This window comes from Nocardia stercoris (genome assembly GCF_003696265.1).
In the GTDB taxonomy this organism is placed as follows: domain Bacteria; phylum Actinomycetota; class Actinomycetes; order Mycobacteriales; family Mycobacteriaceae; genus Nocardia; species Nocardia stercoris.
In genome coordinates this window covers 1-22,702 of sequence record NZ_RFFH01000032.1, presented here as the reverse complement: position 1 = coordinate 22,702, position 22,702 = coordinate 1, and the positions used below count along the sequence as shown (strand labels likewise).

Genomic DNA, 22,702 nt, shown 5'->3' with positions numbered 1-22,702 from the left:
CGGCCGCCGCCCGGCCGTCCGGTCCGGCCCACCCCGGTGCTCCGGCCCCGGCCCCGGCCCCGGCGCAACCGGGCCAGCGGCGCGAGTTCGCCGCCGCCGGAGCCCGTCCCGCGGGCCCGGCCGGTCCCGCCTACCGCTCTCCCGGCCAGCCGTACGCGGTCCCGTTCGACCCCCGTCCGGAACCGCCGAAGGAACGAAACAAGCCGCGCACCGCGGTTCGCGGACTCGCGCCGATGGTGCTGCTGGCCTGCGCCATCGTGATCCTGGCGGTCGCCGCGTTCTGCACCGGCGGCGGGAGCAGCAGCCACAAGTCGACCCCCACGCCGTCGTCGGTGTTCGGTACGTCGGCTCCGCTCGCACCGGCGGTCCACACCACCTCCCCCGATCCCACGGTGCCGCCGGAGACCCCGGGCAAAGTCTGCTATCCGTTGCAGCCCTGCTGAACCCACGCCCGCCCCGATACGAATAAGCTGGTCCGATGTTCGAATATCACGGGTGGGTCCACGTGCTCTCGACGCCGGAGGCCATCGACCCGGAACCGCCGCTGCCGCTGACCGAGATCCGTGACGCCGTCGAGAAGCTGGCCGGCACCGGCCTGGTCGACCTGCGCGCCATCAACGGTGAACTGCACCTGCACCTGGGTGGTTACGCCGACGAAGCCGACCACCGGCCGGCCGAACTGATGCGCGAGATCGGCCGCCTCGCTCCGGGCTCCTACGGCCTGCTCTACATCCACGACGACGAGGACACCAAGAACGACAACAGCTTCCAGGTGTACCGGCTCGCCCGCGGCTGGGTCACCGAGCACGCCGACTGGCTGCTGTCCCCGATCGTCCCCGCCCTCGAAGACGCCTGGGACGAGTAAGGACACTGCGCGGGCCCGAGACAGTGCACCTCGTGGCCCAGAGACAGTGCGTTAGTAGACCCGAGACGTCCTACGACTTACTGGACGACTGATTTCGTGCGGGCCGGGTAACTCGCCGGGTACGCCCGTAATCGGCGTACCCGGTCGCCGCCGGCACGCGCGCGCAACTCGCAACGGCTCTCAGCCGTGCGCAAGAACCGCGGAGAGACGGCCAGCTAGAACATGTGGCCGATGGTGTGCCAGCCGAGGACCGAGTCCACCGCCAGCCCGCAGAACACCACGGCCAGGTAGTTGTTGGATTGCAGGAACAACCGCAGCGGCTTCACCGATTCCCCGCGCCGCACACCCGAATACAGCTGGTGGGCCATGAGCAGGAACCAGGCGCCCGCCGCGATGGCCACCGCGGCGTAGATCACGCCGGTGGCCGGGATCAGCGCCAGCGTCGCCGCCACCGTCGCCCAGGTGTAGATCACGATCTGCTTGGTGACCGCCTGCTCGGTGGCAACCACGGGCAGCATCGGCACACCGGCCGCCTTGTAGTCCTCCTTGTAGCGCATCGCCAGCGCCCAGGTGTGCGGCGGTGTCCAGAAGAAGATCACCAGGAACAGCGCCACCGCGGGCCAGCCGATACCGCCGGTCACCGCGGCCCAGCCGACGAGCACCGGCATGCAGCCGGCCGCGCCGCCCCACACCACGTTCTGCGAGGTCCGGCGCTTGAGGCCGAGGGTGTAGACGAAGACGTAGAACAGGATGGTCGCGACCACCAGCGCGCCGGAGAGCAGGTTCGCCTGCCACCACAGCCAGCTGAACGAGGCCGCGCCCAGCGTCACACCGAAGACGAACGCGTTGCGGGTCGGCACCGCCTCGCGGGCCAGCGGCCGCTTGGAGGTCCGCTTCATCACCTTGTCGATGTCGGCGTCGGCGACACAGTTCAGCGTGTTGGCGCTGGCGGCGCCCATCCAGCCACCGAACAGGGTGACCAGGATCAACCGGATGTCGACGTGGCCGCGGTCGGCCAGCAGCATGGTCGGGATGGTGGCGACCAGCAGCAGTTCGATGACGCGCGGCTTGGTGAGCGCGATGTAGGCCAGTACTCGGCGCAGTGCCGTCGCGAGGACGCCGGTCCCGCCGATCTTGCCGGCGAGCGCGGGAGCCGATCCGTGCGCACCGTGCCCGGTGGCGGTTCCGTGCGCACCACCCGGCTGTTGCCCAATCCGCACTGTCTCTCCTCGCAGGTGGTGCATCGTCCCGTCGCGGGATCCGGCACGTCGTCGACTCCGCGGCCCGCACGCGCGCTCAGCCGCCCGGTATGTACCCCGGGGTAGCGAACGCGGCGCAGGGCCGTCTACTACAAGCGATGGTAGACCCCTCGGACCGGTATGCCGTACCCCACCCGCTACGGCGCCGCGCCGCGGCCACCGTGACGTCCCGTCGCGGGGCCGCCGGCCCCGTCGGCCGCCGAGCCCCGGCGACCGCCCGCGACCAGGCCGTTCCGGCCGCGCACGGGCCGGTCGCGCGCCGTTCCGGGCCCGGACAGGGGCAGCCGTCGGCCGGGTCGGCGGAACCTCGGGCGACCGGCCGCTGCGCGGTTGCCGGAGCCGTTGTGCGCGAGCGGGATCCGCGGTCTCCGATAACGAAGCTGCGTCGCGCGTGCACCGAGGCCAGGGTTCCCGTTTCGCGTCCTGACGGCGGCCCGTAGGGTGTTCCCTACATCCGGCGAGTTCTTCATCGAAACCGCTGCGCGTCGTCGTGTCGGCCCGCCGGTCGTGGCCCAGCCAAATCACCGAACCGCATAGTCGAAGGTCAGGAGAATCCCGGTCGTGTCAGTGACAGATGACATCCGCGTGCTCACTCAGCCGAACCACCCGGAAGACTGGACCGAACTCGACACCCGGGCCGTCGACACGGTCCGGGTGCTCGCGGCCGACGCGGTGCAGACCGCCGGCAACGGTCATCCCGGTACCGCCATGAGCCTGGCGCCGCTGGCCTACACGCTGTACCAGCGGGTCATGCGCTTCGACCCCGCCGACCCGCTGTGGGTGGGCCGCGACCGGTTCATCCTGTCCTGCGGCCACTCCAGCCTCACCCAGTACCTGCAGCTGTTCCTCGCCGGGCTGGGCCTCGAGCTGGCCGACATCGAGAACCTGCGCAAGTGGGGCTCGCTGACCCCGGGCCACCCCGAGTACCGGCACACCGACGGCGTCGAGATCACCACCGGCCCGCTGGGCCAGGGTCTGGCCTCCGCGGTCGGTTTCGCGATGGCCGCCCGCCGCGAACGCGGCCTGTTCGACCCGACCGCCGCGCCCGGCGAGAGCATCTTCGACCACTTCGTCTACGTGATCGCCTCCGACGGTGACATCGAGGAGGGCATCACCGCCGAGGCGTCGTCGCTGGCCGGGACCCAGCAGCTGGGCAACCTGATCGTCTTCTACGACGACAACCGGATCTCCATCGAGGACGACACCCGCATCGCCCTCAACGAGGACACCGCCGAGCGCTACCGCGCCTACGGCTGGCACGTAGTCACCGTCGAGGGCGGCGAGAACGTCACCGGCATCGAGGCCGCGATCACCGAGGCGCAGGCCGTCACCGACAAGCCGTCGATCATCGTGCTGCGCACGGTCATCGGCTACCCGGCGCCCACCAAGATGAACACCGGCGCCGCGCACGGTGCCGCGCTGGGCGCCGACGAGGTGGCCGGCGTCAAGAAGGCGCTGGGCTTCGACCCGGAGAAGAAGTTCGAGATCGCCCCCGAGGTGCTCGGCCACACCCGCAGCAACGCCGCCGCCCGCGCCAAGACCGCGCGCGCGGAGTGGGAGGAGCAGTTCGAGGCGTGGGCCCAGGCCAACCCGGAGAACAAGGCCCTGTTCGACCGGCTGCAGCTGCGGCAGCTGCCGGCGGGCTGGACCGACGGCCTGCCCGAGTTCGAGGCCGGTTCCACCGCCGCGACCCGTAAGGCGTCCGGCAAGGTGCTCGCCGCGTTGGCGCCGGTGCTGCCGGAGCTGTGGGGCGGTTCGGCCGACCTGGCCGAGTCCAACAACACCACGATGCCGGGCCAGCCCAGCTTCGGCCCGGAGTCGATCAGCACCGGCATGTGGAAGGCCGACCCGTACGGCCGCACCCTGCACTTCGGTGTGCGTGAGCACGCGATGGGCGCGATCCTCAACGGCATCGCGCTGCACGGCCCGACCCGCCCGTACGGCGGCACCTTCCTGGTGTTCTCCGACTACATGCGGCCCGCGGTCCGCCTGGCCGCGCTCATGCGGGTGCCGGCGATCTACGTGTGGACCCACGACTCGATCGGCCTGGGCGAGGACGGTCCCACGCACCAGCCGATCGAGCATCTGGCCGCGCTGCGCGCCATCCCCGGTCTGAACGTGGTCCGCCCGGGTGACGCCAACGAGACGGTGCACGCCTGGCGCGTGATCCTCGAGCGCGACTCGGCCGAGCGGCACTCGCACTTCTCGGTCTCCGAGCCCGCTCACATCGACGGCCCGTCCGGCCTGGCGCTGACCCGCCAGGACCTGCCGACCCTGGAGGGCACCAGCTACGACGGTGTCCGCCGCGGTGGCTACATCCTGGCCGAATCCTCCACCGGCACACCGGAACTGGTCATCATTGCGACCGGCTCGGAGCTGCAGCTGGCGGTCGAGGCACGCGCCCGCCTGGAGGCCGAGGGCGTCGGCACCCGCGTCGTCTCCATGCCGTGTGTGGAATGGTTCGACCAGCAGGACAAGGAGTACCGCGACTCGGTGCTGCCGCCCGCGCTGCGCGCCCGCGTCACCGTGGAAGCCGGAATCGCGATGCCGTGGTACCGCTTCGCCGGCGACGCCGGTGAGATCGTGTCGATCGAGCACTTCGGTGCCTCGGCCGACTACAAGACCCTGTTCCGTGAGTTCGGTATCACCGTCGACGCCGTGGTCGACGCCGCGCAGCGTTCGCTGCAGAACGTGAAGGGGTAATTCCGTAATGTCTTCGCAGAACGAGAATCTGGCCGCCCTGTCCGCGGCCGGGGTGTCGGTGTGGCTCGACGATCTGTCGCGGGACCGGATCCGCTCCGGCAACCTCGCCGACCTGGTCGCCACCCGCAGTGTGGTCGGTGTGACCACCAACCCGACCATCTTCCAGAACGCGCTCAGCCAGGGCCACACCTACGACGAGCAGGTGCACGAACTGGCCGCCCGCGGCGCCGACGCCGACGCCGCGATCCGCACCATCACCACCGACGACGTGCGCGCCGCCTGTGACGTGCTGGCCCCGGTGTTCGAGGCATCCGGCGGCCTCGACGGCCGCGTGTCGATCGAGGTCGACCCGCGCCTGGCCTTCGACGTGGACGGCACGGTCGCGCAGGCGATCGAGCTGTGGAAGATCGTCGACCGACCGAACCTGTTCATCAAGATCCCGGCCACCGAGCCGGGCCTGCCGGCCATCACCCGGGTGATCTCGGAGGGCATCAGCGTCAACGTGACCCTGATCTTCTCGGTGAGCCGGCACATCGCGGTAATGGGCGCCTACCTCGACGGCCTGCGCAACGCGGCCATCGCCGGGCACGACCTCGCCAAGATCCAGTCCGTCGCTTCGTTCTTCGTGTCCCGGGTGGACACCGAGATCGACAAGCGGCTGGAGGCGATCGGCACCCCGGAGGCGCTGGCACTGCGCGGCAAGGCCGGAATCGCCAACGCGCGCTTGGCCTATGCGGCGTTCCAGGACGTCTTCGACGGCGGGAAGCACACCTCGACCTTCGAGACCCTGCGCGGCCAGGGCGCCAACCTGCAGCGCCCGCTGTGGGCGTCGACCGGCGTCAAGAACCCCGACTACCCCGACACCATGTACGTCACCGAGCTGGTGGCCCCGCACACGGTGAACACGTTGCCGGAGAAGACGTTGCAGGCCTTCGCCGACCACGGCGAACTGCGCGGCGACACCGTCACCGGCACCGCCGCCGAGGCGCAGGCGGTGTTCGAGGCGCTGACCGCGGCGGGCATCGAGCTCACCGACGTGTTCGAGGTGCTCGAGCGCGAGGGCGTGGAGAAGTTCGAATCGTCGTGGGAGGAACTGCTTTCCGCGACGACCGCGGCGCTGGAAGCGAACCGGTAGCCCCCGGTGGCCGGCGTCGATACGACCGTGCCGGGCAACCCGTTGCGCGAGGAGCGCGACCGGCGGCTGCCCCGGATCGCGGGCCCCTGCTGCATGGTCATCTTCGGTGTGACGGGTGACCTGTCCCGCAAGAAGTTGATGCCGGCCATCTACGACCTCGCGAACCGGGGGCTGTTGCCCCCGTCGTTCGCGCTGGTCGGTTTCGCGCGCCGGGACTGGGCAGACGAGGACTTCTCCCAGACGGTGCTCGACGCCGTGAAGGAGCACGCCCGTACCCCGTTCCGGCAGGAGGTCTGGGATCAGCTCGCCGCCGGAATCCGGTTCGTCACCGGCACTTTCGACGACGACGCGTCCTACACCGAGTTGGCGAACGCCTTGACCACCCTGGACGCCGAGCGCGGCACCGGCGGCAATTACGCCTTCTACCTGGCGATTCCACCGAACGCTTTCCCGGTGGTGCTCGAGCAGCTGTCGCGGACCGGGCTGGCGCAGGCCGCCGATCCCGGTCCGGGACAACGCAAACCGTGGCGGCGGGTGGTGATCGAGAAACCGTTCGGGCACGACCTGGAGTCGGCCAAGGAGCTCAACGCTCTGGTCAACGGGGTCTTCCCGGAGGAGTCGGTGTTCCGGATCGACCACTACCTCGGCAAGGAGACGGTGCAGAACCTGCTGGCGCTGCGCTTCGCCAACGAGCTGTTCGAGCCGATCTGGAACGCCAACTACGTCGACCACGTGCAGATCACGATGGCCGAGGACATCGGATTGGGCGGGCGCGCAGGCTATTACGACGGGATCGGCGCGGCCCGCGACGTCATCCAGAACCATCTGCTGCAGCTGCTGGCGCTGACCGCCATGGAAGACCCGGTCAGCTTCTCCCCCAAGCAGTTGCAGATCGAGAAGATCAAGGTGCTCTCGGCCACCAAACTGGTCGAGCCGCTGGACGAGACCACCGCGCGCGGCCAGTACACCGAGGGCTGGCAGGGCAGCGAGCACGTGGTGGGGCTGCAGGACGAGGAGGGTTTCGACCCGAACTCGCGCACCGAGACCTACGCGGCGATCACGCTCAACGTCGACACCCGCCGCTGGGCCGGGGTGCCGTTCTACCTGCGCACCGGAAAACGCTTGGGCCGCAGGGTCACCGAGATCGCGGTCGTGTTCAAACGGGCCCCGCATCTGCCGTTCGACGCCACCATGACCGAGGAGCTCGGCCAGAACGCGCTCGTGGTGCGGGTGCAGCCGGACGAGGGCATCACGCTGCGCTTCGGATCCAAGGTCCCCGGTTCGGGGATGGAGGTGCGCGACGTGAACATGGACTTCAGTTACGGCGAGTCCTTCACCGAGTCCTCCCCCGAGGCCTACGAGCGCCTCATCTTCGATGTGCTGCTGGGCGAGCCGTCCCTGTTCCCGGTCAACGAGGAGGTCGAATTGTCCTGGCGGATCCTCGATCCCGTCCTCGAGCATTGGGCGGAGACCGGGAAACCGGACACCTACGAGTCAGGTACCTGGGGTCCGGTTTCGGCCGACGAGATGCTGGCCCGCACCGGCCGGGAATGGCGGCGGCCGTGATCGTCGACATGCCCGACACCAACACCCAGAACGTGGCCAAGCGCCTGGTGCAGCTGCGCGAGACCAGCGGTGTGGTCACTGTCGGCCGGGTGCTCACCCTGGTGGTGTGCACGCTGGACAGCTCCGAGGCCGAGCACGCCATCGACGCCGCCAACGATGCCAGCCGCGAACACCCGTGCCGCGTCATCGTTCTGGCGCGTGGTGACCGGTCCGCGGCGACCAAACTCGACGCCCAGATCCGGGTCGGCGGCGACGCGGGCGCAGCCGAGGTGATCGTGCTGCGCCTGCAGGGCGCGCTGGTCAACCACGAATCCAGTGTGGTCACCCCGTTCCTGCTGCCCGACACCCCGGTGGTGGCATGGTGGCCGCGGGGCGCACCGCAGTTCCCGTCGCGAGACTCGGTGGGGCGCTTGGCCAATCGGCGGATCACCGACGCCACCTTCGCCCCGGATCCGCAGGAGGCGATCAAGGGCCGGCTGCAGTCCTACGCGCTGGGCGACACCGATCTGGCGTGGAGCCGGATCACCTACTGGCGGGCGCTGCTCGCCGCGTCGCTGGACGAGGCCCCCTTCGAACCGGTGCAGTCGGTGACGGTGTCGGGCCTGGCCGACGAACCGGCGCTCGACGTGCTGGCCGGCTGGCTGGCGTCGCGGCTGAACTGCCCGGTGCACCGCAGGACCGGTGAGCTGCGGGTGGAACTGCACCGGCCGACGGTGTCGATCGCGATCTCGCGACCGCAGACCGGCCGCACCGCCACGCTGTCGCGCACCGGGGAACCGGATCAGAAGTTCGCGCTGGCGCGGCGCGAGACCCAGGACTGTCTGTCGGAGGAGCTGCGGCGCCTCGACGGTGACGAAGTGTATGCCGAGGCCCTCGCCGGAATCGAGAAGGTGGTCTATGAGTGAGCTTGCCGTGCAGGTCTTTCCGGACACCGACGCCCTGGTCGAGGCGGCCGCGGCGCTGTTCGTGCGCACGGTCGTCGCGGCGCAGCAAGAGCGCGGATCGGCGTCGGTGGTCCTGACCGGCGGCGGCACCGGGATCGCCATGCTGGCGGCGGTGCTGGAATCGCCCGGTGCCATCGACTGGCGGCAGCTCGACGTCTTCTGGGGCGACGAACGGTTCGTTCCCGCAGGCGATTCCGAGCGCAACGACCTGCAGGCCCGCAAGGCGCTACTGGACGCGGTGCCGGTCGACCCGAGCCGGGTGCACGCGGTGGCCACCTCCGACGGCGAGTACCCCGATCCGGTCGAGGCGGCCGCCGAGTACGACACCGCGGTGCACGCCTATCTCGCCGAGCACGGCGCTTTCGACCTGCATCTGCTCGGGATGGGCGGTGAGGGTCACGTGAATTCGCTATTCCCGCATACGGATGCGGTGCGCGAGGAGCACTCGCTGGTCGTCGCGGTGACGAATTCGCCCAAGCCGCCGCCGGTTCGGGTGACGCTGACCCTGCCGGCCGTGCGCCGGTCCCGGCACGTGGCGCTGATCGTGGGTGGCGGCGCCAAGGCCGAGGCGGTCGCGGCCGTCCTGGCCGGGGCGGACCCGATCGACCTGCCCGCCGCGGGCGCCACCGGGATCGAGAGCACCACCTGGCTGCTGGACCAGGCGGCAGCCGCCGATCTGCCCGGCTGAGCCGCGCCGGCGCGGGGTGGCGCCGGTGTGCTGCCCCCGGTGCGATGCCTATCCCGCGCGGCCAGCTCTGCCCGCCCTCGCGGTGCCTCTGCGGTGTCGCAGTGCGCTGCCCTGAGCGGGCACTGTCAGGGCGGTCGTGCGAGTGCGGGGGCACAGTGGGATAGCGTTCGAGCCCGCCACTATCCAGCGTCGGATAGGGTTGCCTAATAGTTGCTCAACTCGCGTGATTGAGCACTAAGGCCCCTGCACCAGCGACTGCGGTAACGACAATCGTTCCGGCGACCGGGATTTCACCCCTACAGTCCGCAACGCGACGATCGCGCAGACCGGATCTTCCGTATACTGGATATTTGCCGGGATCGAGTGATCCTCGTCGTGGTATCGAGCGGTCCGATCGCGTTCGGCACCACGTGAACTGGCACGAGCAGGAGGTCTGCGATGACCGAGCGCGCCGATCCGTCGAGAATCGTCCACCCCACACCCATCGTCACGGCCGGCTACTAGCTCCCCATCCCCTTCCGGCGCGAGCGATTCCGTGACCAGCGGCATCGTGACCCACCAGGTCCTGTTCGCCCTCGGCGTCGGTGTCCTGACGTTCGTCAGCACCAACATCGACTGCGCGGTCGTGCTCATCCCTTCGTTGTGGGTCGGCGACGGACGCCGCCGAGGCCGGTACATCGCCGGCTGCGGCATCGGCAATTGCGCCGTGCTCGCGGCCGCAGCGCTGGCCGCCGCCGGGCTGACCCGGCTGCCCGGCGCGTGGACCGCCTGGCTCGGCGTGGTCCCGATTCTCATGGGACTGTTGAGCATTCGGCGCAACTCGCCGGATCCTGCACAGCCGCAGCTGATTCCGAGCGCCGCCACCGGCCTGATCGTCACCTCCGCACTGGGCGTGGACAACGTGTTGGTGCTGGCACCGGTGATCCGCGCGTTCGGGCGGTTGGGTGGTGTGGTGGTGCTCGTGCACCTGCTGCTGTTCCCGACCGCGCTGGCGCTCGTAGCCCGCGCCCGGCCGGGCCGGCTCGGACATTGGCACCGCCCCCGCGCAGCCGGTTACCTCACGATCGCGGTGGGCGCGCTGCTGCTCGGCCGCCAGCTGATCCTCTGACTACACCGCGAGACCGTGCAGCAGCGTCGCCACGAAACTGTCCCGCCACGCGGCGTCGACCGCTTCCGGCCCGCGCAACACCACGGCCATCAAGGTGGTGCCGAACACCGTTTCGACGAACAGGGCGAGGTCGATCGGCGCGCGAATCTCGCCGCGGGCGGTGGCCCGGTCGATCCGGGCGGCCAGACCGTCCCAGGCGGCACTCCACATTCGGGCGCTGAGCTGCCGTTGCAGCTCGGGGTCGGCGGCGAGGTCGGCGATCAGGCCCGGGGTGGCGCGGCGACCGGCCTCCGAGCACAGCAGTTCCACGCAGGTCTCGACCACGACGCGGATCTCGTCGGCCAGGCTGCCGCCGGTTTCGGGGGCCCGCGCCGCCGATTCGGGGAACACCGCCTCGTGCACGACCTGCGCTTTGGTGGCCCAGCGCCGACGTAGGGCCGGTACCGAGGTGCCGGCGCGGGCGGCGATCGCGGTCATGGTCAGGTCCGAGTAGCCGCATTCGGCGACCAGTTCCCGGGTGGCCTGCAGGACCGCCTCGTCGATGCGCGCATCCCGGGGCCGCCCCGCGACCGGTGGGGACACAGCCATCCGGCACCTCCGTTTCGTCTCGGGACTCATTATGGCGATTTCTCCGCACAATCGATGTGGTCCGCATTACATTCCGTTCCAGAACGATACGTAATTGAGGAGGCCGACGGAATGGAACTTCAGTTCCCCTTCGGGTCGATTGCCGAACTGCTGCAGGCCCGCGCCGAAGACGACGCCACCGCCCTGCTCTCCGGCGACGAAGCTTGGACCTGGCGGGAATTCGTAGCGCAGGCGCGGATCCGCGCGGCCGTACTGCAGCGACTGCGCCGCCCCGGGCCGTGGCACGTGGGTGTGCTGATGGACAACGAACCGGAATACCTGTTCCTGGTCGCCGGCGCGGCACTGTGCGGCGCCACGATCATCGGGGTCAACCCCACCCGGCGCGGCGCCGAGCTCGCGGCCGACATCACCGGCACCGACTGCCGCACCCTGATCGTCGGCGCGGCCCACCACGACCTGCTCACCGGCCTCGACCTCCCCGACATCGAGGTGCTGGCCGCGGACGGGCGCGCCTACCGGGACCTGCTGCGTACCCCGCCGGCGGACACCACCGCACCGCCCGGAACCGAACACACCCTGCTGCTGCTGTTCACCTCCGGCTCCACCGGGGCACCAAAGGCCGTCGTCTGCTCGTCGTCCCGCCTGGCGGTGATCGGGCAGCTCAACGTGCACAACCTGACCGCCGACGACGTCGCCTACAGTGCCATGCCGCTGTTCCACGGCAACGCGCTGATGGCCGCGTGGGCGCCGATCCTCGTGGTCGGCGGCACGCTCGCGATCCGGCCACGCTTCTCCGCGTCCGCCTTCCTGCCCGACGTGCGGCGCTTCGGCGCCACGTTCTTCAACTATGTGGGCCGCTCGCTGTCCTACGTGCTGGCCCAGCCGGAGGTGCCGGGCGAATCCGACAACCGGTTGCGGCTCGGATTCGGCACCGAGGCGTCCACCCGGGACCGGCACGAGTTCGAGCGCCGCTTCGGCTGCCCGATCGCCGAGTCCTACGGCTCCTCCGAGGGCGTGTGCACTATCGTGCGCGCCGCCGACACCCCCGACGGCGCCCTCGGCCGGCCCGCCGAGGCCATGGGCATGCAGATCTGCGACCCGGATGGAAAGCCTTGTCCGCCGGCACTCTTCGATGCCGACGGCCGGATGTCGAACGCCGCCGAGGCGATCGGCGAGATCGTGGTGCGCGGCGGCCGGTTCCGGTTCGAGGGCTACTACCGCAACCCCGAGGCCACCGAACAGAAACTGCGCGGCGACGACTACTGGACCGGCGACCTCGCCTACGCCGACGCCGACGGCCACTACTGGTTCGCCGGCCGCACCGCCGACTGGATCCGGGTCGACTCGGAGAACTTCGCGACCGCCCCGATCGAACGGATCCTGGCCCGATTCCCCGCCACCACAACGGCTGTCGCCTACAACGTCCCCGACCCGCGCACCGGCGACCGGGTGATGGCGACCCTGCTCCTGGAATCCGGCACCGCCTTCGATCCCGCTGCGCTCGCCGAATTCCTCACGGTGCAACCGGATCTGGGCACGAAGTGGCGGCCGCGCTTCGTGCGGATCGCCACCGAACTGCCGCTTACCGCCACCCGCAAGGTCGACAAGCAGGCGCTGCGGCGTCAGGCCTGGGAGTGCGCGGACCCGATCTTCGCCTGGGACGGCACCACTTACCGCCGCTTCACCGGCGCCGACCGCACGGCCCTCGTCGCCGAATTCACCGACCACGGGCGCACCGAACTGCTCCCGGCCCTGTAGTACCCCGCTAGAAAGGCACTTCCATGATCGAGCTCAACCGCAGCCACCTGGTGGACACACTCACCGAGCGACTGCGCACCACCGAGAGCCCGCGCCAGCGAATCATGCTGGAGCGCATGCGCGAACACGCCGCTGCCGAACGCGACGGCGACCTGGAGACGCTGATCGGCACGCTCGGCCCGGAAACCGCGTACCACTTCTGGGAACTCAGCGGGGACGTCGGTCCGAAGGGCCGCGACGGGGTCGCCGCCTACTACACCCACCTGGTCGAGAACAACGGCCATGTCCTCGAATTCCATTGTGAGACACTGGTTGTCGATGACAACTGCATCGTGATCGAGGGCGAGCTGACCATGATCCAGCCCGGTGCCCTGCTCATGGAGCACCCGATGGCCAGCTCCTTCGCCGACGCCGCCAAGACCTACCTGCTCAAGATGCGCAATGTGATCTTCTGGCGGTTCGACGCCGATCTGATGATCATCGCCGAGGACTCCTACAGCGGTGGCCCGATGGAACTGCGCGAACTGTCCGACGAGGAGCTGCCCGCCGACTTCCGCGCGCTGCTCCCCCGGTAGTCACGCGCCGGTCCGCGGCGGCGGCCCGGCCTCGACCGCCGCAACCTCCGCGTCGGTCAACAGCCGGGAACGGATCAGGAAACGGACCCCGTCGGGAGCTTCCAGGGAGAAGCCGCTGCCGCGGCCCGGCACCACATCGACCGTGAGGTGGGTGTGCCGCCAATACTCGAATTGGTCCGCGCTCATCCAGAATTCGGTGTCGCCGCCGACGTGCCCGAGCAGCACGTCGGCGGCACCCACGCGAAACTCACCGGCGGGGAAGCACATCGGCGCGCTGCCGTCGCAACACCCGCCGGACTGGTGGAACATGACCGGGCCGTGCCGCAGAATCAGGCTGCGCAGCAGGGTTTCCGCCTGCTCGGTCAGCGCGACGCGATCCACCTGTTCCGTCATCGGATTCGGCCTGTCCGGGTCAGAGGCATGTCCCCGCTCCGTCCTGTGGTGGCTCGGCCCGGCGCGGCCGGCTGTCCCGGATCCAGCGTATGCGCTGTCGCCTCCGGCATCGGGCAGATCCGCAGCGGATCGGCCGACCGCGCCTGCACCGGACCGCATTCGGGCGCGTCAGCCCGGCCCGGCCCGATCCCGAGGGCGGCGCGGGCGGCCCGCTGCTATGTTGCGGCGTCCACGTCACGCCTTTCGCTGCGCGGAGGTACGAGCGGGATTCGCTTGACCGGCGGCCTTGGGGTCCACCTCGTCCGCCTTCGCGCGCACGCCGGCCTCGACCCGGTCGCCGAGATCCTTGTCGACATTGCGCCAGTACTCGAAGGCTCGCATCAGCACCGGCTCGGTCACCCCGTTGAGCAGATGCCCGACGATATTGTCCACCAGGCGAGTTCGGGCCGCGTCGTCGAGCACATCCCGGACCATGGTCCCGGCCTGTCCCCAGTCGTCGTCGTCGCGGCGGAGCGTATAGGCCGCGCGGACCATCTCGCCGTCGGAGTGCCAGCCCGCGGCGGGGCCCACCGCGGCGGGATCGGCGTGCGGGCCGCCCTTGGAGTTGGGCACGTACACCGGGTCGCCCGGGTTGTGGTGCCGCAGCTGCCCGTCCTTGCTGTAGGACCGCGTCGTCGTCTCGCTCGCCGAATTGACCGGCAGCTCTTTGTAATTCGTTCCGATCCGGTGCCGGTGCGCGTCGGGATAGGAGAACCAGCGGCCCAGCAGCATCTTGTCCGGGCTGGGGCCGGTGCCCGGGACGGCGTTGCTCGGCTCGAACGCCGCCTGTTCGATCTCGGTATGATAGTCGGAAGGGTTGCGGTTCAACGTCATCCGGCCGACCTCGACCAGCGGATAGTCGCCGTGCGGCCACACCTTCGTCAGATCGAACGGGTTGAACCGATAGGTCTTGGCGTCCTCGAACGGCATGATCTGCATCGACAGCGTCCAACTCGGATACTCGCCGCGCTCGATCGCCTCCCACAGGTCGCGCACGTGGTAGTCGGTATCCATGGACGCCATCTGGTCGCCCTCGTCCTGGGTGAAGAACTCGATACCCTGATCCGTCTTGAAGTGATACTTCACCCAGAATTTCTCACCGTCGCGGTTGACCCATTGATAGGTGTGGCTGGAATATCCGTTCATGTGCCGCCAAGTTCGCGGAATTCCACGATCTCCCATCAGCCAGGTGACCTGGTGCGCGGATTCCGGCGACAATGTCCAGAAGTCCCATTGCATATCGTGGTCGCGTAGATTGTTGTCTGCTCGCCGCTTCTGCGAGCGAATGAAATCCTGAAATTTCATCGGATCCCGCACGAAGAAGATCGGCGTATTGTTGCCGACCATGTCGAAATTTCCCTGCCGAGTGTAGAACTTCAGCGCGAACCCGCGCGGATCGCGCCAGGTGTCGGGGCTGCCGCGCTCTCCCGCCACCGTGGAGAACCGCGCCAGCATCCGAGTCTTGCGGCCGGGCTGGAAGACATCGGCGTAGGTGTAGGCGCTGACGTCCGCGGTGACCTCGAATTCCCCGAAAGCGCCGCCGCCCTTGGCATGCGGCTGACGCTCCGGTACGCGCTCACGGTTGAACGCGGCCATCTTCTCGATAAGGTAGGCGTCGTGCAACAGAATCGGCCCGTCCGGGCCTACAGTCAGCGAAATCTCGTCGCTGGGTACCGGAATTCCGGCATCATCGGTAGTGAAATTATCCGCCATGTCCGCTCCCTTCACCGGTCGTACTACCCTCAGTCGAGCGATCGAAACCGAGTTGCAAACGAATCCTGTTCACGGTGCGTCGCGCATAATTGTACACGGATAAACTGATGTCTTCGGCCCCGGCCCCGGCAGGAGTGATCATGCGCGATTTTCTGTGCCCCACCTGCGGTCAGCACCTGACCTTCGAGAATTCCGTCTGCCTCTCCTGCGGCGGCAGAGTCGGGTTCTCCGTGGCGGATACGGCGTTACTGGTCCTCGCGGATCCCGCGGGCGCGCGCAGCGGTATCGCGAGTTCCGCGGAGTACCGGATGTGCGCGAATCTGCACCTCGCGGAATGCAACTGGCTGGTCCGCATCGACGACGACACCGAGCTGTGCGCATCGTGCCGGCTGACCCGGACTCGCCCGCCGGACGACGACGCGCCCGCACTGGCCGCGTTCGCCGCCGCCGAGAGCGCCAAACGTCGACTCGTGGCGGAGCTGCACGAACTGGGACTGCCCATCGTCGGGCGCGATACCGACCCCGAGTTCGGACTCGCCTTCGACCTGCTGTCCAGCCGGGCCCAGCCGGTGACCACCGGCCACAAGAACGGCGTGATCACCCTGGATCTGGCCGAAGGCGACGACATCCATCGCGAACAATTGCGGATCGCGATGGACGAGCCGTACCGCACCCTGCTCGGCCACTTCCGCCACGAGATCAGCCACTACTACTTCTATCGGCTCATCGCGCCGGCGCCGACGTACCTGGACCGCTTCGGTGCACTGTTCGGCGACCCGAACGCCGACTACGGCGCCGCGCTCGACCGCCACTACACCGACGGTCCGCGGCCCGGCTGGGAGGACGCGTTCGTATCCTCGTATGCCGCCGCGCATCCCGCCGAGGACTGGGCGGAGACCTTTGCTCACTACCTGCACATCCGGGACACACTCGACACCTGCGCCGCCTTCGGATTCGCCCCTGCCGCAGCGGCATTCGAACGGCCGCCACTCGGCCCGAGTGCGTTCGACACCCTGATCGAGCTGTGGCTGCCGCTGGCCTGGGCACTCAACATGCAGAGCCGGGCAATGGGCAAACCCGACCTGTATCCCTTCGTCCTGCCACCCGCGGTGCTCGACAAGATGCGGTTCATCCACACGGTGATCGACGAGACGGCATCCGACAGCCGGATAGGAAACAGCGTTTCGACACACTGAGTGCGGGCAGCGTCAGTCGGCGGCCCTCGGGGCGGCCGAGCCGGTGTGCGCCCGCTAGCGCTGCAGTTCAGGAATGGGCTGTTCCTCCAGGACGACGATCTCGCACTGTTCGGCCCAATGCAGGTGATGGTGGTCTTCGACCATTGCCAGCGCCTCGTCCATGCACGTCGCCTGAAGGATGGACATTCCGATCACTTCGCTGTCGGTTTCACGGGTGCCGGTCGGCGTGACCCGGCGCGCGTTGCCGAGTGGTTTACCCGGATCGAGCAGACCGGCGCCGATCCGGGCGCTCCACTCCTGCCACAGACGCATACCTTTCGCGGCTTCGGCGGGCGTGGCCTGGGCGAATCGTTCGGCGACCGACAGGGGCGCGAGGTACAGCACGATGTAGCGTTTCACTCCACAAAAATAGGTGACCAATTAGTCACATGTCAAGCTTCAGGTGACCTCACGGTCTCGTATACGGTGTTGGTGTGGATGAGGACGCGGTGTTCAAGGCGCTGGCCGATCACACGCGCAGGCACCTGCTGGACGCGTTGTTCGCCAAGGACGGCCAGACGCTGACCGAGCTGGAATCCGGGCTCGAGATGACCCGCTTCGGGATCGCCAAGCATCTACGCGTCCTCGAGGAGGCAGGCCTGGTGACAGCAGTCCGCAGCGGCCGAAACAAGCTGCACTACCTCAATCCCGTACCGATCCGGCTGATTCACGACCGGTGGATCGACAAATTCACCGAACAACAGCTCTCCGCGCTGGCCGATCTCAAGAAGGACCTGGAATCGTGAGCCTCGCCGATGCCCTCTCACGTGTACGCCCGGAGAAGACACAGATCCATCGCGTGATCATCGCCGCGCCGGCCGAGCGGATCTGGGCCGCAGTCACCGACCCTGACTGGACCGTGCGCTACGGATTCGGCGGCCGCAGCGTGATCGAACCTCGCATCGGCGGCGACTTCACCGTATTCGCGCCGTCCGGGCCTCGCCGGATCGACAGCGAACCGCAGATCATCATCCGGGGCATCGTCACCGACTACACCCCACCGACACTGTGGGGCGCCCGAATTCGCTACCTGGGCGACGACAACCTGGCTGCCGAGCCGGAAACCCTTCTACGCTACGAAATTCGCGACCGCGGCGACGGTACCTGCGCCCTCACCGTCATCCACGACGTCACCGACGCCCCGCTCATCTCGATCATCGCGTCCGGCGATCTGGAATCGGAAGGGTTCGGCGGCGGCTACCCGTTCATGCTCAGCGACCTCAAATCCCTACTCGAAACCGGACAATCGCTACCCATCAGCCGGCCCACCCGGAAGGCTGATCATCTCGACACACCAACCGCCTGACCGCGGTCAGGCAAGCTCGCCTCTGCTCGTCGAGTCCCAGAGCCGGATCGAGCAGCACGGTGGCCCGTCATCCGGCTGCGACCACGGTGTAGCAGTAGAAACCCTTGCCGCCGTTGGACTGCCCGATCACGATCGATCGTGCAGCGTGCCGAGCCCGCGCCCGCCGAGAGCACACTTTCTACAGCTTCTCCACCTGCCGCACCAGCAAGTCGATCTCGTCCTCGGTGTTGTAGTAGTGCACCGACGCCCGGACCAGGTCCGGCAGGCCGCGCGCGGTGAAGTCGTACTGCGCCGACGTCCGCGACGACACCGACGTATTGATGTTCGCCTCCGAGAGCCGGGCCTTGACCTCGGCGGCCGATGTGCCGTCGACGCTGAACGTGACGATGCCGCACTTGCGGGCGCCGACGTCGTGCACGCGCGCCCCGGCTTCGGCGAGCCGACCGCGCAGCGTGGCCGCCAGGGCAGCGACACGCTCTTCGATGGCCGGCAGACCCCAGCCGAGCGCGTAGTCGATCGCCGCGCCTAGGCCGAACACGGCCGCGAAGTCGCGTTCCCAGACCTCGAAGCGCTTCGCGGTCGGGTCGACAACGTACTCCGTCGGCGACTCCCAGCTGGCCGAGTGCAGGTCGAGCATCGCGGGCTCCAGCCGTTCGCGCAGCCGCGGGTGCACGTACAGGAATCCGGTGCCGCGCGGACCACGGAGGTACTTGCGGCCGGTCGCCGACAGCGCGTCGCACTTCAGCCGCGAGACGTCGAGGTCGAGCTGGCCGGCCGACTGGCACGCGTCGAGCAGGAACGGGATGCCGGCCGCCTCGGCGACCGCGCCGATCTCTTCGGCCGGGTTGACCAGCCCGCCCTGAGTGGGCACGTGGCTGACGGCGATCAGCTTGACGTCGCCGTCGACGCGCCGCTTCAGGTCTTCGACGTCCAGCTGCCCGGACTCGTCGTCGCCGACCACCTCGACGACCGCACCGGTGCGCTTGGCGACCTGCAGGTACGCGATGGCATTGCTCGCGTACTCCGCGCGTGAGGTGAGGATCCGGTCGCCCGGGTTGAACGGCAGAGCGTAGAAGACGGCCTGCCACGACCGGGTCGCGTTGTCGGTGAGCGCGATGTCGTCGGGTTCGCCGCCGACGAGCCGCGCCGCCGACGCGTACACCCCGGCGAGCCGGTCCGCCGCTTCCGCAGCCGCTTCGTAGCCGCCGACCAGCGCTTCGTGGCGCAGATACTCGACGACGGTGTCGGTCACAACGGACGGCGGGAGGGCCGAACCGGCGTTGTTGAAGTGGACCACTTCGGCGCAGCCGGGCGTTTCACGGCGGGCGCGGTCGACGTCGAAGGCCATCTGAACTGAATACAGCAGCTCTGCTTCTGTGTGCAATGCCGCCGGCCACGGCTCGGACTGCTCCCGGCCAATCGTTGTGTCCGGTACTCGAACTCGACCTGCCGGCCCTCGACTTCGATCGGCCGTTCGCTGATCGGCACCAGGTCGCTGATGACACCGCGCCCGTCCGGGCGGCGCGCTCGTTTCGGATGCCTCATCAGCCGGCCGGTACGAACTTTGCGGAACAAGATCCGCTCGATCGCCTTTCGGACGGGATCGAACAAGCTCAGATAGATCGCCTCGTGCGAGACTCGCATCGATTCGTCGCCGGGGAACTGGCGGCGCACACGGCGGATCTCCCGAGTCATTCGGGCAACGGCTCGGTGTGCGAGACGTACCCTCCACCACTGCCGAATTCACCCCCACCGCCAGAGCCGTCCCCACCACCAGAGCCGTCCCCACCACCAGAGCCGTCCCCACCACCAGAGCCGTCCCCACCACCAGAGCCGTCCCCACCACCAGAGCCGTCCCCACCACCAGAGCCGTCCCCACCACCAGAGCCCTCCCCACCACCAGGACCGTCACTATCGCCGGGGCCGCCGCCACCAACCGGACCATCCTCACCGCCAGGACCGTCACTGCCGGACCCCGCACCAGGCTCGTCACCCGGAGCATTGCCATCGAGACCAGGACCGTTTTCGGAACTGTCACGCGGCCCGTCGCCACCGGGCCCGGGACTGTCGCCGGAACCACCCCCACCGGTGCCGGTACCGGCCCCAGCACCGAAGTCGTCGCCGCTTTCGGTGATCTCCGCGTGGCCCTCCGCGTCGAAGACGGTCTTGCGGGTCGCGGACCGGCCGTCCGGGACCGTGATGGTGGTGGTGATCTGCTCCATGCTGCCGTCGGGTGCGAAATCGACGACCGTCTCGCTCGTGTGACCTACACCGTCGTCGTCGGACACGCTTCGGCTGAGGATCCGCCCGTCCTGCAATTTCGTGGTGATCTCGTGGCAGACGCCACGCCGGGTCTCACCGGACCAGGTCCGATCGAAGATCTCCTCGTCGGAGTGACCGGTGGCGTCGGTCGTCGTCGTATCGCTATGGATGACGATCTTGCCGTCGACCTTGTCCGCCGTCGTCTTGTTCACGACCGTGGTTCCGGCGGGATCGCTGGTCACCGTGGTGCTGTTGCCGAGCGGGTCCTCAGTGCGCGTGGACGTGCGGCCGCCGGGGAAACGCGTCGTGGTTGTCGTGCTGCCGTCGGGGTTCTGAACCGCGGTCGTAATCGGCTGGTTCGGGGTGAGTTCCTGCGACATGTCGATGGCCTTTCGTTCGAAAAGCAATGGCCCCACCCATATCGATCATCCGCCTGCCGCCCCTCCACCAGAAGCCCGGAACCCTCAGGCAACGAATGGCAGGCCAACGTCTGCGAACGCGACCGCTGCCCGCCGCGGCGGCACCGGTGGCCGGGCCTCGGGTCGTCGATGCCGACACGCCGCGCGATCCTGGCCCGGCCCGCCGAAGGCCAGCCCATGTTTGAATCCAGGACAATCCGGCCTGTTAGCAGGTTCCCGGTCCGGGGGAATTCCGCGGCGCCGCACGGCCAGTGCCACCACAGCCACATTCCCTTAGTGGCCGAGTGGATCCGAACCGGCCTGAGCGCACAATGTTCGGCCTCGGAGGGCAGAAATTGCCGGCGATTGTGCGCTCAGACCGGATCGCGCCCGGTCGGTGTCCGAGTAGCCGGAGGGTGGCCGCGGCTACCTCGACTGCTTCACTCTGGGCCTGCTCCGGTGGCAGCGCGACCGGAGCAGGTCCGGCAAGGCTAGTTCGCGGCATCCAGGTCTGTGAACCACTGCAGTGCCTGGGCGGTCCCGCGGATGCCGGAGCCGTTGTGGTCCACCGGGCCGACATCGATGACCGGGGCGTCGATGCCGTGGGAGCGCAGCGCGGCCTGGCAGTCGGTGCTGTTGTCGACCGATACGTCGTGGTCCTCGCTGCCGGTGTAGAGCTGAACGGGCAGGTGCGGGGTCCAGCTGCCGCACGCGCTGTCGGAGCTGGTCATGGCGGCGTCGAGCGCGCCGGTGGGGTTACGCAGCATGTCGATGCCGTGCGGGGTCAGCAGGTGGTCGATGTCTGGTGCCAGGCCTGCGACGATGTCGTCGAAGGTATGCGTGCCGTCGAACAGCTGCTCGACGGTCGCGTCGTACGGTGCGCGGAACACCTCGCTCGGTGAGTTGTACAGCCCGTGCAGGCGATTCCAGGACACCAGCAGGTACGCGGCGTAGAAGGAGCCCGCGCCGGGATCGAGGGTGCCGTCGAGCAGCGCGGGCAGCTCAGCGTTCCTCAGGTCGAACGGTCCGCTGATCGCGGCGATCGCGGCGGGCTGAAAGTCATTGTCCGCGTTGTCCTGAAGGGCGTGTGCGAGCGCCATCGCGGCTGGTCCGCCCTGGGAGAATCCCACAATATCGACGGCGTTTCGCAGGCGGAGACCGAGGTTCGTGGCCTGCGCGCGGGCAGCGCGCAGCATGTCCACCGACGCGGTGGTCTCCGACGGCAGGTCCAGGTACGGGTGCGGGTTCGGTCCCAGCCCGAGGCCGAGGTAATCGGGTGCGACGCCGGCGAAACCGGCGGCCGCATAGGCCAACGTCGCGGCGCGGTCTCCGCTGTCCTCGGCCACCGATGCCGCGGCGGCCCTGGTGGGCTGCGTACCGTGCTCGTAGGCCACGGTCACCAGATCCCGCTGGTCGTTGCGAGGTAAGGCGAGCAGTCCGGTCGCTGTCGTCGGCCGCCCCGCCGGGTCGACCGTGTCGTAAGTCAGCCGATAGGCGTCGACATCGAATTGCACTGTACTGAAGTCGAATTCATCTGCGGCTAGAGCGGTCCGGATGTCGTCGGCCGAGTAGGCGCGCAGGCGCTCGGCATTGACGAGCCGTCCGCGATCGGTCGCTACCGGCGCGGGGAGCGACGACTTCTCCGCGGAACCCTCGCACCCCGTGGCGAGAATCGAGATCCCGAACAGCACGGCGGTGCAACCGATCGCCCGGATTCGCCGGTCGCGCAGGAGGCGGTATGTCTCTGTGGTCATACCGGAAGTTCAACGCCGAGAACGGGATCGGATCAATCACTCCCTGGAGTGATCACGCTCTGGAACATCCCCCGTGGGTATGGGACCGCGGCGGTCGGTGCGAGCGTCTATGTTCACGATACGAACCCGCGCAACAGGATTCGCAGCGCTGCCCGCAGTGCCTGCGAGTCCGGTTTCACGGCGGCCGACACCTGGTTTGACTACCGGAAACGCTTTCTGTTGGCTCGCAATCCGGACGCTCGAACACAGGATCGACGCCTGTCGCGGCATAGTCGAGAGTTGAGAATGAATCGCCCCGCGATTGATGCGCACCCGGTTATCTGACTCCGGCGGGTTGCTGGGTCAGGTCGGCATAGTAGTCGGCCTCGAACTCAACCGGCGGTTTGCGGCCGAGGCGATGCATCAGCCGGGTG

Annotated in this window: 20 protein-coding genes and 1 pseudogene; 13 read left to right on the top strand and 8 right to left on the bottom strand. The window is 68.6% G+C overall.

Annotation, left to right across the window (positions count from 1 at the left end; genetic code table 11):
* Positions 1-443: pseudogene (locus tag EBN03_RS34400) on the top strand (hypothetical protein); the annotation flags it as partial.
* 35 nt (positions 444-478) lie between these two features.
* Positions 479-865: an Imm7 family immunity protein gene (locus EBN03_RS33045; protein WP_122192108.1), complete on the top strand. Its 387-nt coding sequence runs from the start codon at positions 479-481 to the stop codon at positions 863-865.
* A 215-nt stretch (positions 866-1,080) separates the two neighbouring features.
* On the opposite strand, the gene EBN03_RS33040 is transcribed toward EBN03_RS33045, so the two are convergent.
* On the bottom strand, positions 1,081-2,085 hold the full coding sequence (locus EBN03_RS33040) for a heme o synthase (protein WP_122192107.1): 1,005 nt from the start codon (positions 2,083-2,085) through the stop codon (positions 1,081-1,083).
* A gap of 600 nt (positions 2,086-2,685) precedes the next feature.
* On the opposite strand from EBN03_RS33040, the gene tkt reads away from it, so the two are divergent.
* From tkt to EBN03_RS33010, 6 genes are all read left to right on the top strand, one after another.
* Positions 2,686-4,827 carry a transketolase gene (tkt, locus tag EBN03_RS33035; RefSeq protein ID WP_122192106.1) on the top strand — a complete coding sequence of 714 codons (2,142 nt, stop codon included), beginning with the start codon at positions 2,686-2,688 and terminating at the stop codon, positions 4,825-4,827.
* 7 nt (positions 4,828-4,834) lie between these two features.
* The gene (tal, locus tag EBN03_RS33030; RefSeq protein ID WP_122192105.1) at positions 4,835-5,962 is read left to right on the top strand and encodes a transaldolase; all 1,128 of its coding nucleotides are present in this window, start codon (positions 4,835-4,837) and stop codon (positions 5,960-5,962) included.
* A 93-nt stretch (positions 5,963-6,055) separates the two neighbouring features.
* Positions 6,056-7,528: a glucose-6-phosphate dehydrogenase gene (gene zwf / locus EBN03_RS33025; protein ID WP_233608806.1), complete on the top strand. Its 1,473-nt coding sequence runs from the start codon at positions 6,056-6,058 to the stop codon at positions 7,526-7,528.
* Positions 7,525-8,433: a glucose-6-phosphate dehydrogenase assembly protein OpcA gene (gene opcA, locus EBN03_RS33020; RefSeq protein WP_199743080.1), complete on the top strand. Its 909-nt coding sequence runs from the start codon at positions 7,525-7,527 to the stop codon at positions 8,431-8,433. Before zwf ends, opcA begins: the two co-directional genes overlap by 4 nt.
* Complete coding sequence (pgl, locus tag EBN03_RS33015; protein ID WP_122192102.1) at positions 8,426-9,160, top strand: 6-phosphogluconolactonase; 735 nt, start codon at positions 8,426-8,428, stop codon at positions 9,158-9,160. Before opcA ends, pgl begins: the two co-directional genes overlap by 8 nt.
* A 535-nt stretch (positions 9,161-9,695) precedes the next feature.
* On the top strand, positions 9,696-10,268 hold the full coding sequence (locus EBN03_RS33010) for a hypothetical protein (RefSeq protein ID WP_122192101.1): 573 nt from the start codon (positions 9,696-9,698) through the stop codon (positions 10,266-10,268).
* Here the strand turns inward: EBN03_RS33010 and EBN03_RS33005 are convergent, their stop codons facing one another.
* Positions 10,269-10,856, bottom strand: coding sequence for a TetR/AcrR family transcriptional regulator (locus tag EBN03_RS33005; protein ID WP_122192100.1), 588 nt, complete (start codon positions 10,854-10,856; stop codon positions 10,269-10,271).
* Positions 10,857-10,967: 111 nt separating this feature from the next.
* Here EBN03_RS33005 and EBN03_RS33000 point away from each other — a divergent pair, with 111 nt between their 5' ends.
* Complete coding sequence (locus EBN03_RS33000; protein ID WP_122192099.1) at positions 10,968-12,614, top strand: AMP-binding protein; 1,647 nt, start codon at positions 10,968-10,970, stop codon at positions 12,612-12,614.
* Between the two features lie 23 nt (positions 12,615-12,637).
* The gene (locus EBN03_RS32995; RefSeq protein ID WP_122192098.1) at positions 12,638-13,189 is read left to right on the top strand and encodes a nuclear transport factor 2-like protein; all 552 of its coding nucleotides are present in this window, start codon (positions 12,638-12,640) and stop codon (positions 13,187-13,189) included.
* On the opposite strand, the gene EBN03_RS32990 is transcribed toward EBN03_RS32995, so the two are convergent.
* Complete coding sequence (locus EBN03_RS32990; RefSeq protein WP_122192097.1) at positions 13,190-13,582, bottom strand: DUF779 domain-containing protein; 393 nt, start codon at positions 13,580-13,582, stop codon at positions 13,190-13,192. It lies immediately after the preceding gene.
* Positions 13,583-13,816: 234 nt separating this feature from the next.
* Positions 13,817-15,334: a catalase gene (locus EBN03_RS32985; RefSeq protein WP_122192110.1), complete on the bottom strand. Its 1,518-nt coding sequence runs from the start codon at positions 15,332-15,334 to the stop codon at positions 13,817-13,819.
* 140 nt (positions 15,335-15,474) lie between these two features.
* On the opposite strand from EBN03_RS32985, the gene EBN03_RS32980 reads away from it, so the two are divergent.
* Entirely contained in the window at positions 15,475-16,530 is a 1,056-nt protein-coding gene (locus EBN03_RS32980; RefSeq protein ID WP_122192109.1) for a zinc-binding metallopeptidase family protein, read from the top strand.
* Positions 16,531-16,584: 54 nt separating this feature from the next.
* On the opposite strand, the gene EBN03_RS32975 is transcribed toward EBN03_RS32980, so the two are convergent.
* The gene (locus tag EBN03_RS32975) at positions 16,585-16,929 is read right to left on the bottom strand and encodes a hypothetical protein (RefSeq protein WP_122192096.1); all 345 of its coding nucleotides are present in this window, start codon (positions 16,927-16,929) and stop codon (positions 16,585-16,587) included.
* A gap of 74 nt (positions 16,930-17,003) precedes the next feature.
* Here EBN03_RS32975 and EBN03_RS32970 point away from each other — a divergent pair, with 74 nt between their 5' ends.
* Together EBN03_RS32970 and EBN03_RS32965 are read left to right on the top strand one after the other, a co-directional pair.
* Positions 17,004-17,315 carry an ArsR/SmtB family transcription factor gene (locus EBN03_RS32970; protein WP_122192095.1) on the top strand — a complete coding sequence of 104 codons (312 nt, stop codon included), beginning with the start codon at positions 17,004-17,006 and terminating at the stop codon, positions 17,313-17,315.
* A complete protein-coding gene (locus tag EBN03_RS32965) occupies positions 17,312-17,875 on the top strand; it encodes an SRPBCC domain-containing protein (RefSeq protein ID WP_158675809.1) in 564 nt (187 codons plus the stop codon). The genes EBN03_RS32970 and EBN03_RS32965 overlap by 4 nt, the downstream gene beginning before the upstream one ends.
* Positions 17,876-18,053: 178 nt before the next feature.
* Here EBN03_RS32965 and EBN03_RS32960 read toward each other — a convergent pair whose 3' ends face one another.
* The 3 genes from EBN03_RS32960 to EBN03_RS32950 form a co-directional block, all read right to left on the bottom strand.
* Positions 18,054-19,223 carry an aminotransferase class V-fold PLP-dependent enzyme gene (locus tag EBN03_RS32960; RefSeq protein ID WP_122192093.1) on the bottom strand — a complete coding sequence of 390 codons (1,170 nt, stop codon included), beginning with the start codon at positions 19,221-19,223 and terminating at the stop codon, positions 18,054-18,056.
* Positions 19,224-19,566: 343 nt separating this feature from the next.
* Complete coding sequence (locus tag EBN03_RS32955) at positions 19,567-20,544, bottom strand: hypothetical protein (protein WP_122192092.1); 978 nt, start codon at positions 20,542-20,544, stop codon at positions 19,567-19,569.
* A gap of 482 nt (positions 20,545-21,026) precedes the next feature.
* Entirely contained in the window at positions 21,027-22,289 is a 1,263-nt protein-coding gene (locus EBN03_RS32950) for an alpha/beta hydrolase family protein (protein ID WP_122192091.1), read from the bottom strand.
* Positions 22,290-22,702 lie beyond the last annotated feature (413 nt).